The sequence below is a fragment of the Beijerinckia sp. L45 genome, from assembly GCF_009765775.1.
GTDB lineage: Bacteria > Pseudomonadota > Alphaproteobacteria > Rhizobiales > Beijerinckiaceae > RH-AL1.
Map to the genome: position 1 here is coordinate 14,446 of NZ_LMUU01000096.1, position 14,756 is coordinate 29,201.

10 protein-coding genes are annotated in these 14,756 nt (G+C 64.8%); 3 read left to right on the plus strand and 7 right to left on the minus strand.

The window, feature by feature from the left end; translation table 11 throughout:
- Nucleotides 1-730: 730 nt before the first annotated feature.
- Entirely contained in the window at nucleotides 731-1,783 is a 1,053-nt protein-coding gene (locus GSQ79_RS09780) for an NAD/NADP octopine/nopaline dehydrogenase family protein (RefSeq protein WP_158808529.1), read from the plus strand.
- A 285-nt stretch (nucleotides 1,784-2,068) separates the two neighbouring features.
- Here the strand turns inward: GSQ79_RS09780 and GSQ79_RS09785 are convergent, their stop codons facing one another.
- From GSQ79_RS09785 to GSQ79_RS09815, 7 genes are all read right to left on the minus strand, one after another.
- A complete protein-coding gene (locus tag GSQ79_RS09785) occupies nucleotides 2,069-2,494 on the minus strand; it encodes a hypothetical protein (protein WP_158808530.1) in 426 nt (141 codons plus the stop codon).
- Between the two features lie 1,004 nt (nucleotides 2,495-3,498).
- The gene (locus tag GSQ79_RS09790; RefSeq protein WP_246725232.1) at nucleotides 3,499-5,256 is read right to left on the minus strand and encodes a hydantoinase B/oxoprolinase family protein; all 1,758 of its coding nucleotides are present in this window, start codon (nucleotides 5,254-5,256) and stop codon (nucleotides 3,499-3,501) included.
- Between the two features lie 12 nt (nucleotides 5,257-5,268).
- Nucleotides 5,269-7,308 (minus strand): hydantoinase/oxoprolinase family protein, encoded by a 2,040-nt coding sequence (locus GSQ79_RS09795; RefSeq protein WP_158808531.1) that lies wholly within the window; start codon nucleotides 7,306-7,308, stop codon nucleotides 5,269-5,271.
- Nucleotides 7,309-7,549: 241 nt separating this feature from the next.
- On the minus strand, nucleotides 7,550-8,680 hold the full coding sequence (locus tag GSQ79_RS09800) for an FAD-binding oxidoreductase (RefSeq protein ID WP_246725233.1): 1,131 nt from the start codon (nucleotides 8,678-8,680) through the stop codon (nucleotides 7,550-7,552).
- Nucleotides 8,677-10,077: a (2Fe-2S)-binding protein gene (locus tag GSQ79_RS09805; protein WP_158808533.1), complete on the minus strand. Its 1,401-nt coding sequence runs from the start codon at nucleotides 10,075-10,077 to the stop codon at nucleotides 8,677-8,679. The genes GSQ79_RS09800 and GSQ79_RS09805 overlap by 4 nt, the downstream gene beginning before the upstream one ends.
- A complete protein-coding gene (locus tag GSQ79_RS09810) occupies nucleotides 10,074-10,370 on the minus strand; it encodes a (2Fe-2S)-binding protein (RefSeq protein ID WP_158808534.1) in 297 nt (98 codons plus the stop codon). Before GSQ79_RS09810 ends, GSQ79_RS09805 begins: the two co-directional genes overlap by 4 nt.
- A gap of 957 nt (nucleotides 10,371-11,327) precedes the next feature.
- Nucleotides 11,328-12,299: a LysR substrate-binding domain-containing protein gene (locus GSQ79_RS09815; protein ID WP_158808535.1), complete on the minus strand. Its 972-nt coding sequence runs from the start codon at nucleotides 12,297-12,299 to the stop codon at nucleotides 11,328-11,330.
- 564 nt (nucleotides 12,300-12,863) lie between these two features.
- On the opposite strand from GSQ79_RS09815, the gene GSQ79_RS09820 reads away from it, so the two are divergent.
- Together GSQ79_RS09820 and GSQ79_RS09825 are read left to right on the plus strand one after the other, a co-directional pair.
- Nucleotides 12,864-14,255: an MFS transporter gene (locus tag GSQ79_RS09820; RefSeq protein ID WP_158808536.1), complete on the plus strand. Its 1,392-nt coding sequence runs from the start codon at nucleotides 12,864-12,866 to the stop codon at nucleotides 14,253-14,255.
- 174 nt (nucleotides 14,256-14,429) lie between these two features.
- A complete protein-coding gene (locus tag GSQ79_RS09825; protein WP_158808537.1) occupies nucleotides 14,430-14,648 on the plus strand; it encodes a hypothetical protein in 219 nt (72 codons plus the stop codon).
- The last annotated feature ends 108 nt before the right edge of the window (nucleotides 14,649-14,756 follow it).

The window sequence follows — 14,756 nt, forward strand, 5'->3', positions numbered from 1 at the left end:
GGATCCTTCAATCCCTTGCACGAATTAGCTCCACACGCCGGTCGATGCATTTTTGGCAATCCTTCGTAGCTACTTCGGATCGTCACGCTTGCCAAGCATCTGCCGTCCGGCGCCGATGTGGCGGACGTGATCACCCAAAGGCGAGTATGAGCGATGACAGATGTACAGGCATCGCCTTCCCCTCCATGTGTCGGTTCTGGCGGTCCGGGCCTGAATTCTCACGGGCGTCCCATCGTCCCCGGATCAAGGTCACGTCGGGCTTGCGGGTATAACCTCGCAGAATGCGGGAGGCGCTTTTTTCGATTGGACGGATTCTTACAGCGCCGCCTATGGTCATCATGACTGCTCGGCCCAGACCGGGCGGGCTGGATGTCGAACCTCGACCGCTCCTCGCCTACGCTAAAAGGGTTGGCGCAAAACGGGTTCAGAGTTCGATAGCTGACGCCTGTCACGCGTACCGTTCCGAGAAGTAGGAGAATGATCGCTACGGACGGAACTGAATGACGTCTTGGCTTGGCTGAATTCGGTGTCGGCGTCCATCCTCGTCGTACCATCGATCCTAGCGTGCTGCAGTGTCACCGTACGCGCGCACTGTGCTTGTCCGTGTGTATGCGCAGTGTGCGTCTTCGCGGAGAAAGGCCGGGTTCGTCCCATCGGGGAACCGTCTGACCCGCTTACCGCCCGGAGCCTCGCTTCCGGGTCCTATTGACGTTCAACGGAGTAGTTCTCGATGCAGGTCGCCATCCTTGGAGCCGGTGCGGTAGCCTATGGAAATGCAGCGCTCCTCTGCCACAACGGCCATGACGTTGTGCTCTGGTCCCCGTCCGGACGGCGCACCGCAGCGCTTTCCGCCGGCGCCCCATTGCAGGCGACAGGTGCCGTCGAAGGCCTTTATGAGCCGCGCGTGGCCGAGAGTTGCGCCGATGCGTTGGCGGACGCCGAGGCGGTGGTGGTGGCGGTCCCAGGCTACGGCTACCGTCAGGTGATAGGCGCCGCGGCGCCACATCTTCGCAGCGAGCAGGTCGTCGTATTCAGTTCCCACATGTCGCTCGGTGCGCTTTACCTGGAGGGTTTGCTGCGAACGCGCGGCGTCGCGTCGACGATCGCCGCGCTTGGGACGACCGTCACCACCGGGCGGCAGACCTCGGACGTCTCCGTCACCGTGGGGACCATCAGGGCCCGGGTGGATGTGACCGTGCTTCCGGGTTCTGCCACCACGATCGCCGTGGACGTCTGTCGCGCGTTGTTCGGGGACCGCTTTTCGTCGCGGACAGGCCTTCTGGCGTTGGCGCTCAGCAACATGAACGCCCAAAACCATCTGGCGATCGCCTTATGCAACCTGACGCGGATGGAACTTGGCGAGACGTGGGGGCAGAACCGAAACCTGACGCCGGCCGTCGCGCGGTTGATCGAGGCGCTCGATCTGGAGCGCTTGTCGATCGCGAAGGCCTTCGGCGTCGAGGTGCGGACCGTCCACGAGCATTTCCACGCGTCGTTCGGCATACCGATCGCTCCGCTTGCGGACATGGCCGAGGTGCTGGCGCAGCGTCCTAAAGGTGTGAATGGTCCCACCACCCTCGACACGCGCTACGTCACGGAGGACGTGCCGTTCGGCTTGGTGCCGACGATCCGTCTCGCGGCGCTCGCCAATGTGCACGTCCCGCTGCACGCGAGCGGTCTGAATCTGATGTCCGCGCTCTACGGGCGTGACTTCGAATCTGAAAACGACATCCTGCCGTTGCTCGGGCCGCTATCCTTGACGATGCTGAACGGCGCTGCATGACGATGCGGCGCTGAACTGTACCGAAGCGAGCGGCGTATCCGCTTCGTAAATCTTCACGTCGCTGCGCGTGGCGTGCCGCTCGCCCTCCATGACGAGAGGACACGGTCGGGCGTCGCAGCCGTCCGTGCCGCCGGCATCCTCGCCGTGCAGATGGAGACGATGGTCCGCTCCCCCGGCGGGCACGGTTACCGCGTCTGACCTTGGGCGGCTATCGGCGATGCGCCGACGCTTAGGATTTGGAAACGAGCGATCGTCGAGTCCTCTGCCCGCCATTTGGACGCCAGCCTAACGCGAAACGTTCCCGTCGAAATATCCTCTGTTCCTGACCCATATCGTGAAGGCCTTCATCGATTCGCTGTCACGATCGTCGTAAACCGCAAGGTATTTGCTTACGGCTCTGAGGATGGAGAAGACCACATCCAGTTCGCTGATCCCGATCTGGTCTGGCTCCTTATGGTGCTTCAACCAATTCCTGATGCGGTTCGCGTCCATCTTGTCAGGCCCCGTATTCCGAGCTTTCAGGATTTGAAACAGGGACGTCTTCCCGTCCGTCGGTTCGGGGAGCTGATCCTCGGCGGCGAGCGCAAGCGTGATCGCGGCGGCCTCCGATCGTCGTCCGTCGAAAAGCTCGATAGCGGCTTCGATCTGCTGCCGAGCAGCATCTCTTCGCGAGATCGGATGTGGTACGCCGACATTGATTGTTTCGGACATGGGGAACCGTTTCAAGCTCACGTTAGAGGTCAGAATTGAGCCACGACCGGCAAATGGACGCTTGAATGAGACGATGCAGTTTGAGCCGGCCTTTTTGGCAAAAGGTTTGTACCGGAACGAAGCGGCCCGTCATAAGCGCTTTTCAGGCCTGGCTCAAGGCCAAGCTAGTGGAGGGGATTGTCATGGCGCGTCGCGGCGCCGCGACGTCTCGCATCCGTCCTCACCTTATGAACGGCAGGAAGCGGACGTTCAAGGCCGCTTGCCTTCGCTCGCATGGAAGTGACGTCGGTTTAGATGACGCCGCTTCGCGGAAGGACTTTTCAACCTCGGCACCACCGTCGGCGACGCGACCCTCCGCGCGCGACCTCAATCGAGGCCGGGGTAAACGGTTCCGATTTGCTCCAGCATCAAACGATGCTGCAGTCGAGACAGGCCGCACGCCTCGTGGCCCGCACGCGCAATGCAGCCTTCCGCCTGCCACAGGACGAAGCGAAGCGATCGCCTCTTGTCCTCCCTCAGGGATGATTTTGAAGCGCCCGTGCATGCGGGAACGGCTTCAGGAACGCATGCGAGCGGACCTTCGCCTGGATCGAGGACGCCTTCCTTGAGATGCGATCCGAGGGTTGCGTCCGTTCTCGTCCCTGCGTTCTGTGTCGGCATGTGTCGCCCTATCGTTGATACGGGCATTACGCCCTCGTGGGCAGAAGGCCTTGTCTTAAGAATCTAGCTTCTCGACCAAGCATATGGCGTCGCAGATCCGCCTTGATGCCACATCGACGGAGTTACGCCGGTTACGGCGGCCGAAGTGTCCGCTCGACGTCGCCCGACACCGTACCATTCGCTGTTCGCGCGATGACCGTGCGGTTCTTGAACGCCGCGGAAGCGCAGCATGCTGGCAACTGCGCCTACCGGGCACGGCGCGAACTCCGCGGACTCCAAGGGAATTACCCTAGGCGGCGCAGTTGCCGGTGGCCGCAGCGCCCGCACCGGCCCTCCGTCGGCGCTCACTTTTGCTTGGAAATCCCCGCGTCCGGTTGGAGTGCGGCCTGGATCCGGATCGACCCGTAATCCCTCTCCGCCGCGGCGCGGGTTATCGTTCCCTCCCTTATGTCGCGCGCGATAAGCTCGATCGGGCGGTCGCCGCACGATCCGAAGCCCGCCCCGCCGGGGGTCTCGATCCGGATGCTCTCGCCGCGCTTGAGGTCGATGCGTGCGACCTTCGATGGCAGGCGTTCCTCGTCTTCGCGACCGGGATTGAGGATCAGCGAGCCAAGCCCGCCGGTGCCGCCCCCGTCGATCCCCTCGGCCCCCCGGAGGTGGCTGTCGGAGCGCCCGGAGAAGATGGTCCCGTCCTGAAGAGCGCGGACCTGGCGTGCGATGCCCAGCCCGCCGCGTTGGCGTCCGGCCCCGCCGGAATCGACGACCAGGGCGTATTCCTCGCAGAGCAGCGGAAACTCGTTTTCCAGCGCCTCGGTGGGGAGGTTCAAGCTGTTGGTGACGTGGACGTGGACGGCGTCCATGCCGTCGCTATCGTATCGGGCGCCGCTGCCGCCGCCGAGCGTCTCGCCGCATATGTAGAAGCTTCCCGTATCCGGCTGCGAACCGGAGAACGCGATCGAGGGGAGGAGGTCGTTGCTTGACGCGATCAGCCGATCGGTCGGGAGCACCTCCCGGAAAGCGCCGAACACGGCGCCGGCGATCTTCTGACAGGTCATGCTGCGGACGCCGCACGCCGCTGGAAACTCGGGATTGGCGATCGATCCTCTCGGCGCCGAGATGGTCACCGGGACGAACATGCCGCTGTTTGCCATCAGTTCGGGATCGAGCAAGGCCTTGACGCAGTAGTAGACGGTCGCCCGGAGCGCGTTGGGGCAGACGTTGAGGGCGCCCTTCGCCTGGGGACCGGTGCCTTGGAAATCGACGTGCAGCGCGTCGCCGCCCAGCGTGATGGTCGCCACGATCTGCACCGGCGCGCCCCCGCTGCCGTCGTCGTCGAGCCACGTCGTGAAGCTGTGCTTGCCGGCGGGAAGAGCCGCCAGGCGGCGGCGTAGGCGATCGGCCGTGTAGTTGAGGATGTCGTCGATGGCCGCCCGGGCTTGCTCGAGGCCCATGCGCAGGAACAAGGCCCGCGTCTCCTCGCCGCCACGGATGTTCACGGCGATCTGGACCTTGAGGTCCAGCCGTCGCTCCTCCGCGAGGCGCGAGTTGTTGGAGATCAGGTTCAACAGATCCTCGTCGACGACCCCGGCGCGCGCGATGCGGATGATCGGGATCCGCAACCCCTCCTCGAAGATCGAACGGGAGTTCGCCGAGAGTGAGCCGGGCACGGCGCCCCCGATGTCCGCGTGGTGGCCGATGTTCGCGGCGAAGGCCGCTATCTCGTTCCCGATGAAGACGGGCGTGATGACCGAGATGTCGGGCAGGTGCGTTCCGCCGGCCAGGTAGGGGTCGTTGCAGATGAACGCGTCGCCTTCGGCCATGTCCGCGAGCTTGTAGCGTTCGAGCAGCGCCTCGACGGCGCCGAGCAGCGATCCGAGGTGCAGCGGGATGTGGGTCCCCTGCGCGAGCATGTTTCCGCGCGCGTCGAAGATCCCGACGGAGAAGTCGCGACGCTCCTTGATCTGCGACGAGAACGAGGACCGCATCATGTGGATGGCCATGCTTTCGGTGATCGAGAGCATGCGGTTGCTGAAGACCTCCATCGCGACCGCATCGAAGCGGGGAGGGAGGCTACCAATCGCTTCTTGTGACGTATCAGGCACGCTAGCCTCCGTTCAGTTTGTGACGACGATGTTGCCGAAGGGATCCACGACGGCTCCCCAGCCCGCAGGGACGACCGTCGTCGAGCTCATCTCGTCGATGATGGCGGGACCCGGCACCGACTGCCCGATGGGCAGCGCGGAGCGGCGGTAGATCGGCGTTGCGCGCCAGCCTTCCGCCGGACCGAAGTAGACGCTGCGCTCGTCGATCTGGGCGGCCGCGACGCTGCCGCCGCCGACGTAGGATGGCGCCACGGTCTTCGGGACGCGCCCCACCGCCTGCAGGCGGCAGCTGACGATGATGACGGGCAGTCCCGGGATGTCGTATCCGTAGCCGGACGTGTGCGCTCGGGCGAAGCGTTCCAGGAAACCGTCGAGCCCCGTCTCGTCGGCGATGCCGAGCGGTACGCGGATCTCGTGGTTCTGCCCGGCGTAGTGGGCGTCGATCGCGAGGTTGAACTCCCGGACTTCTGGTTCGACCTTTTCCGAGGCGAGCCACTGGTTCCCCCGGTCGGCCATCTCGCGAAGGGCTTCGCAGGCTCGCAACCATCCCTCCGGCGTCGCGGGCGAGAGTTGCATGCGCACGAAGTCGAGGCTGACGTCGGAGAGCAGGGCGCCCCTCGCGCACATCGTCCCCGGTTCCTGCGGGACGAGCAGGCGCCCGATGCCGGCCTCGCGGGCGACCTCGACGGCATGCAGCGGGCCGGCGCCGCCGAAGGCGAAGAGGGTGAGCGCCGTGACGTCGTGGCCCTGCTCGGTCGTGACGGCACGGATGGCGCGGCTCATGTTGACCGCGGCCACCTGGATGATGCCGAAGGCGGCGGCCTCCACCGAGATGCCGAGCGGGCGCGCGATCCGCGCTTCGATGCTCGCGATCGCGGCGGCGCGATCGACCGGCATCCGACCGTCGAGGAGCGCGACCGGATTGAGCCGGTTGAGGCAGATGTTCGCGTCCGTCAGCGTAGGCTCCTCTCCGCCACGCCCGTAGGCGACGGGGCCTGGCAAGGCGCCGGCGCTTCGAGGGCCGACCTTCAGGGCGTTCGCGTCGTCGACGTGGGCGATGCTGCCGCCGCCGGCGCCGATGACGTGGATGTCGACCATCGGCAGCTTGACGGGATGTCCGGCCACGTCGCGGCTGGAGGTGAACTTCGGGCGGCCGCCGACGATGAGCGAGACGTCCGTGCTGGTGCCGCCCACGTCGTAGGTGACGAGGTCGGGAAAGCCTGCCGCCGTCCCGACCACGGCGGCGCCCATGACGCCGGCCGCCGGACCTGAAAGGCATGTCGTGACGGGGAGCCGTTTGGCCGTCTCGATCGAGAGGAGGCCGCCGTTCGAATGGATCGTCATCGGCGAGACCGCGATCCCCAGTTCATCGATCTTGGTGCGGAGGCGATCGAAGTAGTTCGCCATCTTGGGGCCGACGTAGGCGTTGAGCACGGTCGTCGACGTCCGCTCGTACTCGCGGATCTCCGGCAGCACCTTGGACGAGACGCTGATGTACACGCCGGGAAGCTTGCGGGCGATGAGCCGCTCCGCCGCCTCCTCGTGGGCCGGGTTGCGGTAGGAATGGAGGAAGGAGACCGCGATGGCCTCGATGCCCGTCCTCGCGAGGTCTTCGAGAACGCCCTCCAAGTCCCCGTCGTCGAGTGGGCTGAGGCATTCGCCCTTCGCGTTCAGCCGTTCATCGACCTCCCGGCGCCGGTGCCTCTCGACCAGCGGTTCCGGCTTGCGCTTCGAGGTGTCGTACAGCGCCGGGCGCGTCTGGCGGCCGATGGCGAGCACGTCGCGGAAGCCCTTCGTCGTGATCAGGGCGGTAGGCACGCCACGCCCCTCGATGATCATGTTTGTCGCGACCGTCGTGCCGTGTCCGATGTAGGAGATCGCCCCGGGCGCGATGTCGTGGATCTCGAGGATCTGTCGGATGCCGTCCACGATGGCGACGGAGGGGTCGGCCGGCGTCGACGATGTTTTGAAGTAGAGGTTCTCCCCGGTCGCGGAATTGGAGACCGTGAAGTCGGTGAACGTGCCTCCGACGTCGATGCCGATACGATACATTAGCTCTTAGCTCCGTCTGCTGACATGGTCCGATCCGGGGGCGCGCTCGGCCGCCGATCGGCATCGATGAGGGTGTTCCCGGACCGCGGCGATGGGCGCCGATCCGGCGCGACGGGTGCGCGACGCGAGACCGGATGGTACGGGCGGATGCGGGCCGGCCGGATCCGTGGAGGCCCTGGTCCCGAGCGCATCCCGCGACGGCGCCGCGGCGGGTTGCGGGATCGGCGCGGCGGAGCGGGCGTCATGCGGCAGGCCTCCGGGCCATGAGGCGATCCGCAGATAGGGCCTCGATGCATCGGTTGGTGCCGCCATGCACGATGAGGTCGGCCAGGATCGCCCCGACGACGGGGACCAACTGGAAGCCGTGGCCGGAGAAGCCGAACGCGTGATAGACGCCGCTGGCGGTCGGCGATGGGCCGACGACGGGGAGATGGTCGTCGGTCTTCCCCTCCATGCCGGCCCACGTCCGCACTATGCGTAGCGGCCCGACCGAGGGGAAGAGGTCGGTCGCGGCGCGGGCGCCCTTGGCGAGTTCCGAGAAGTCGACGAAGCTCTTCTGCGCCTGGATGTCGGCGCTTCCCTGGAGACCGCCGCCGATCACGAGCGTCCCCTGGTCGGACTGCTTGAAGGAGAGCGGTCGCCCGACGACGCTGACCACCGGTTTCAGCAACGGTGCGATACGCTCGGTCACGATCATCATCGAGGCCTTGTGGCCGAGCGGGATGTCATCACCCAGCATCGCCGCGATATCCCCCGCCCACGCTCCGGCGGCGTTGACGACGGTCGGCGCCACGAAGGACCGCCCGTCGGCATGGACCTGCCAGTCCGATCCGACCCTTTCGATAGCCGTGACGCCATATCCCTCGTGGATGGTCACGCCCGCGCTCTCCGCGCTGCGACGGAAGGCCCGGAGGGTCAGATGCGGATCGGCGGCGCCGTCCGTCCGGACGATCAGCGCGGCGACGCAATGGCTCGAGATCGCGGGGATGAGCCTCGTCAACTCCGCGCGGTCGATCAACTCCTCGTGGGTGTAGCCGGCGGCGCGCGTCAGAGCGAGACGCTTTTCGAGCACGGCGACATGCTTTGGATGCTCGGCGACGTTGACCTGGCCGTAGGCGCGAAAGCCGCAGTCGCTGCCGACGATCGCCTCTATGTTATGCCACATGTCCTGGGATTCCAGGGATATCGGGAGTTCGGCCAGGTCGCGGTTGAGCGTGCGCACGCCGGCCGCGCTCGAACTGGAGGCGTGGCGGCCCACCCATGATCGTTCCAGCACGACGACCCGGCGGCCCGCGCGGGCGAGATGCAGGGAGGCGGAAAGGCCGTGGAGGCCGCCGCCGATCACGATCGTGTCGATTGCCGCTTCGCTCACGTCGGGCATCCCACGTCGTCGAGCGACGCCAACTCGTCGAGCGTGAGCGGCTTCAGAGGGGGGCGCACCCTGTAGAGGCCGATGTCCGGCACCTGCCGGCCCTCGGCGTCCGCGAGCACGCTTGCGATCGTGTAGCTGCACTGTCGTCCCTGGCATGGTCCCATGCCGGCACGCGTGGACGCCTTGATCTGGTTTGGCCCCGGCCTTCCGATGGCCGCCTGGGCACGGATCGAAGCAACGCTGACCTCCTCGCAGCGGCAGGCGATGGTCTCGTCCGCCGGCACGAAGATGCTGGCCCGGGGACGATAGAACGCATCCAGGAACGAACGCGCCGTCAACGCCCGCTTCAGACGCGAGCGGATGGGCTGCGCGGCGGCCTGCGCCTCAACGGCCGAGATGCGACCGGCACGGGCGGCGATCCGCAGACCGGCGATCTCGCCCCGCAGGGAGGCCACGGCCGCCCCGCCGATGCCGCCGCCGTCCCCAGCGACGAAGATCCCGGCTTCCGAGGTCTCCCCCCATGCGTCGAGCGCGGGCGCGAAGCAGTCCTGGCCGCCGAGCCAGTTGTGCACGCACCCCAACGAGAGCGTGGGATGGATCGATGGTACGACACCTTCGTGGACGAGGAGGAGGTGGGCATCCACGGTCGCCGCGACGCCGCTCGCCGTCTCGTATCGGAAACGTTCGAGGCGATCGGTGCCGAACGCCTCGATCCTCGCGACGTGCCGGATGTAGGGGACGTGTCGCCGCAGGTTTACGATCCAGCCGAGCCCCTTCAGGAGGTCGCCCGGCGCCGCGAACGCCGCAGCCGCGAGTTTCGGGATGGTTGCGGAAACGTCGATGGCCGGTGTGGTGTCGAGGAAGCCGGCGATCCGCCCGCCCATCTTGAGGAGTTGCGCGGCGTAGAGCAGCGCGAGGGGACCGTTGGCCGCGATCCAGACCGGCTCCACGGGGACCTGTCCGGACGTCTTGAGCATGATCTGCGCCGCACCGACGGTCATCACGCCGGGGAGCGTCCATCCGGGGAAGGGAACGGGGCGTTCCTGGGCACCCGTCGCCAGGAGCATGGACCGGGCCTTCACCGAAGACGCCGCCCCGTCACGCGTCAGGAAGGCGCGCGGGCCGGCTTCGACCTGCCACACCTTCGTGTTGGGCTCGTACGTGGCGCCGCTTGCGCGGAACCGCCCCACGGCTGCCAGCCCCTCGTGGTAGGCGTTTCCCAGGAAGGCCGCCTGCGGCTTGCAGGAGACCGCTTCGACGTCGCGCCAGATCTGTCCGCCCGGGGCCGCCTGCTCGTCGACGACGAGCACGTCGAGTTGATGCCGCCGCGCGGTGACGGCGGCGGCCATGCCTGCGGGGCCCGCCCCGACGATGACGAGATCGGCCGTCCGGCTCACGGCGTCACGCTTCGACGGCCGATCTGGCGGTCGATCCGCATGCCGTCGTGGACGGGGGCGAGGCAGGTTTGGACCGACGCGACGCCATCGACGGTCGCAACGCAATCGAAGCACACGCCCATCATGCAATAGGGCGCCCGTCTGGCGTTCGACACCGGCGTCCTACGCGCCCACGGCGACCCTTGCCGCATCAGGACGGCGGCTGCGCTTTCGTTCGCTTCAGCAAGCGCTGGGACGCCGTCGATATAGACCGTGACGGCCTCCGCCTCCGGATCGTGCAGCTTTCGAAACATCGAACACCTTTGTTGGTATGATCGGCTTGCCGGGATGCGCGGATAGCGCCGATCGACCAGCCGGAAGGCGCTTGGACTGGACGTCTGCACCAGTCCGATACGCGGGCCGAAGGCTCCAGGCCGGCGGAGCCGTTTCGATCGAGCGTTTCCTCACGCTCGGCTCCGCACCCGCACGATCTGGATGAATGTGGGAGATCGCTCCTGCTCGGTGCCGTGGATCGAATAGATGACCCGTCCCGAGCCCCGGGTCCGAAGATGACGAATTCTGCGAGCATGTTGCCTTCTGCCTGCAGCCAATACGAAGCAACAAGCCGTGGTGTCCAAGGCTAAAAAGCACGCCTTGTATTCCTGAGATTATGGCGCCCGCATCCGGCGGACCGTTTCATCGCTTCGCTTCGCGCAATGGAAAAAGGGCCGGTCGCTTGAGAGCGAGCGGCCAAGTCTAGGGAGGAACGTCCAAATAGGAAGGGTGGGGACAACCACCCTTCCATTGATCAGGATAGATAGATTCGTAGAAATAGAAAGCGCGGCACCCATCCTAATTTAGTCGATACTGCCGTTTGCAAGACGATAATATATCTATGTATTATAGATCGCTCGGTTTATGTTATATAGAGGTGCCTGTCAGCCTCGGCCGAATTACGAAGTCGATTGCTCGCTCGGGTTCTGAGGGAAGGCGTTGGAAGAGATGTCGGATGTGGCCCGTCGCACGGCATCGCCTGCGGTCTGGGACACCCGTCGCCGAACTCCAGGCCTACGACGCACGGCGCTTGCCGCGACGTCGAATGAATTCAATAGCGGTCTGCTGCAAGGTCGGATTCGCGTTTTGGTCGACGGCAAGCACAACGGCCGACCTGATTTGCTCAGCCACGGTCTCGCATCCAGTCCCAATATGGTTCGGCAGCTGCCGTTGGCATTCGTCGCGTATCGATAGGTGGCGGGAGCAACCGCTTTCGATCACGCGAACGGACGATCCCTGCCGTCGACGCTCAATGTCGGAGGCATCCGATCCGGAGCGGATTGATTGATCCTTTCGACGAGGCGTTTCGCATTGGCCAGTGTCTCCTCGACGAAATCGGCGATCAGCCGGGCGTTCCGGGTGTCGCGGACGAAGCACAGCGAGAGGCCTAAGGTCGTCGTTGGCTCGAAGGGACGTGAGACGACGCGTCCCTCCATGTCGGCTATGAATAGGGGGTGGACGAGCGAGATCCCCAGTCCGGCCGCGACGAACTGGCAGACGGTCGGGCTCACGTCGGCCGTCAGCACGACGTTCGCGTCGACACGGTAGTTCTTGAAGATGCCCTCGACCTTCTGTCCCGTCGTGGATGCGTTGGAGAAGGCGACGAAGGCGATGCCGTTCAGGTCTTCGGGGCGTATCACGGCCTTCTGCGCCAGCGGGTGTCCGATCGGCATGATGCAGATCAGCGGATGCTCCGGAAGCGGTTCGATCACGACGTTCGGGTTGTCGATGAAGGAACTGACGAGACCGACGTCCAGCTTGCGGGTCAGCACGGCTTCCAGGATCCAGTGCGAACTGAGCGATTGGAAGGAGCAGTAGACGTTCGGGTTGCGCTTCAGCATGTTCATGGCGGATCCCTGGACGAAGGCCCCCGCCAGCGCCGGGATGACACCCGCGGCTAGCCGGGCCTGGTCCTCTCGCCGGATGTACGCGATAGCGCTTTCGACCTGACGCATGCCGGCGAAGATCCGGTCCACCTCCTCGTACAGGCGCAAGCCCTGCGAGGTCGGCGTCAGCCGGTTCTTGTGACGGTCGAAAAGTTTGAGGCCCGTATCGCTTTCGAGATGCATCATCAGCTTGCTGGCGGCAGGCTGCGAAATGTTCAGTACCTGGGCGGCCTTGCTGACCGTGCCGGACTCGATCAGCGCCTTGAAGGTTTCGATCTGACGAAGGGTGACGGTGCGCGGCATGTTATAACCTGCAGAATAGCATGCGCAGTATTTCGCATTAGACATCATAACATCAGAATTCCTAATCTAGTCAATGGCAGGGGTGGAACATGTAGAAAACTCCGCATTGGATGCGAATATAGTGGCTTTTGAATTCATCTCGGCGAGAGGTCGGTTTCTTGCTTCCGGCATAAGCACCCGATGCTCGGCGCTCGGCGCGGTCATGGCCCTACGGGCACCGATGCTATGCGATCGCACGGCCGAAACGGCGAATATGCATCATCTCCGGCATGGCGTTCCGAGATGAGGATACCCTGACGGGCCGGGGCGCGGTTTGCCGATGAGCCGCCTGGAAGGCAATCGGATTGGAGCCCTCGGCCCCGGTGCGAACGCGTTCGTACCGCCAAGCCGCCTACCTCAATCGATCCTGATCGGTAAACCCGGAAACGCGACGCCCCCTAGGGAGCGACGGATGATGAAGCGGGCCACGGCAGGGTCGCACCTGTGGGGAGCGGCATGTCTAAAGGGATTGCGAGACGTGCGTTCCTGGCTGATTACTTCATTCTAATGGCACGGTGATTAGAGATGGCAGACGAACTGGGGCTGGATTTAGCGATCGATGCCGATCCGTACGCGAACGGTGCGCGACCGCCACTGCCTGCTTCGATTGCGTCCAAACGAGTCAAGCGCCATCAGCGCACTGCTTTGTTGTTCCTGATCGTCAGCAACGGCCTGAACTACGTCGACCGCGCGACGGTCTCGATAGCGAGCCCTCTGATCCGTCGTGACCTGGGCCTGTCGCTGACCCAGATAGGTCTCGTGATGTCGATCTTCCTGATAACCTACAGTCTCATGCTGCTGCCGATTGGCGCCCTGGTGGATCGCCTCAAGCCTCGTCTGATGCTGGCGGTGGGACTCGTGGTCTGGTCCGGAGCGCAGGCCGTGGGCGGGATCTGCAACAGCTTCGGACAGATGGCGGTCACGCGTGTGCTTCTCGGCATCGGCGAGTCCCCGCAATTTCCGAGTTCCCTGCGCGTGCTCCGCGATTGGTACAATGGGCGGGATCGCGGGTTTGCGACCGGCCTTTTCGCCACCGGATCCACGTTGGGAGTAGCCATCGCTGCACCGTTGCTGACCTGGTTGATGCTGACGTTCAGTTGGCGCTGGATGTTCGTGATCATGGCCGCCTTCGGCGTACTGCTCGCGATAGGCTGGTACGTTTGCTACCAGGATCCCCGGTCCGTCGATCTGACCGCTGAGGAGCGCGCCTACCTGGACGATGGCGACCGCGAGGGGGCCGAGGAGAGGAACGTGACGTTCGCCGAGTGGGCCGGCCTTCTAAGGTTCCGGTCGACGTGGGGCATAATGCTCGGCGTCGGTACTTACACTTACCTTCTGACGATCTACAACTCGTGGCTTCCGGTCTACCTCGAGATGGACCGGCACATGAGCATCGGCAACACAGGCTTTACGGCCGCGATCCCGTTCATTTTCGGCGTCTTCGGTTCCGTGCTCGGCGGCGCCTCGGTCGACCTGCTGACCAAGAGAGGCTTTACGCCGCTCGAAAGCAGCCGGCTCGTTTGCGTCGCCGGCGTGCTCGCGGCGACCATGTTCACGGTTGCCGCCGCCGAGGCAACGACCACGGTAGGTGCCGTTGCCGCCATGAGCGGTGCGGTCTGCAGCCTGTACGTGAACGTCGCTGCCTCGTGGACGCTCGCCGCGGCCGTCGCACCGAAGAGCTATGTCGGGTCCCTTGCGGGTATGAAGACCTTCGGCGGCTATGTCGGCGGAGCGCTCGCACCGATCGCCACCGGCTATCTCGCCCATGCTACCGGATCTTTTGAAGTCGCACTGCTTGTCGGCGCCTCCACTGGAATATTATCGGCACTCTCACTGCTGGTGGCGGTACGCCGACCGATATCGGCGGAAGCGCTCGATAAACGATCGGATCTTTCGATCGTCGGGACGGGTGCATGAATCCTGGTGCGATCGCGGCAAACCCGCGACGCACCGAAACGCATCATCGACAGGGTCGAGTCGTATCGTCGAAGCCACATCCGCTCCGCCACAGCGGTTTGGTAACGGACCTCTGGCATCTGCCAGTTACAGCGTAACGTGATCATAAGCGTTTAACCGCAGAAGCAAGTTGCGATGGCGGCCGGCGATACATTGATCATGAGGCGGCGCGGTTTCCGGCGCGTTTGCTTGGCCCGCACAAACGATATCGTGTTCGTCGGCATCGCATCAGCCGACCGTCACCGCACCCAGGTGCGGCTTCTCAACGACCCGTTTGACGCGCTTGAAGGATGCGAGGGGTTCGCCACTGGCGATCTGACGAAGGTCTACGTTCCGACCGGCACGAATGCGTGACGGGCGGCCGGGTCTCATGTCGATCCGGAAGACAGGGTCGTTTAACGCCACTTGCGTTGGCGGCAGGGTCCAGGGGATCAGCCATTGGCACGGCACCTTGGCGGTATG

Excerpts from the sequence above, each read along its gene's own strand:
- GSQ79_RS09780 (WP_158808529.1), top strand. The coding sequence starts at position 731 with ATGCAGGTCGCCATCCTTGGAGCCGGTGCGGTAGCCTATGGAAATGCA.
- GSQ79_RS09785 (WP_158808530.1), bottom strand. The coding sequence starts at position 2,494 with ATGTCCGAAACAATCAATGTCGGCGTACCACATCCGATCTCGCGAAGA.
- GSQ79_RS09795 (WP_158808531.1), bottom strand. The coding sequence starts at position 7,308 with ATGTATCGTATCGGCATCGACGTCGGAGGCACGTTCACCGACTTCACG.
- GSQ79_RS09810 (WP_158808534.1), bottom strand. The coding sequence starts at position 10,370 with ATGTTTCGAAAGCTGCACGATCCGGAGGCGGAGGCCGTCACGGTCTAT.
- GSQ79_RS09815 (WP_158808535.1), bottom strand. The coding sequence starts at position 12,299 with ATGCCGCGCACCGTCACCCTTCGTCAGATCGAAACCTTCAAGGCGCTG.
- GSQ79_RS09820 (WP_158808536.1), top strand. The coding sequence starts at position 12,864 with ATGGCAGACGAACTGGGGCTGGATTTAGCGATCGATGCCGATCCGTAC.
- GSQ79_RS09825 (WP_158808537.1), top strand. The coding sequence starts at position 14,430 with ATGGCGGCCGGCGATACATTGATCATGAGGCGGCGCGGTTTCCGGCGC.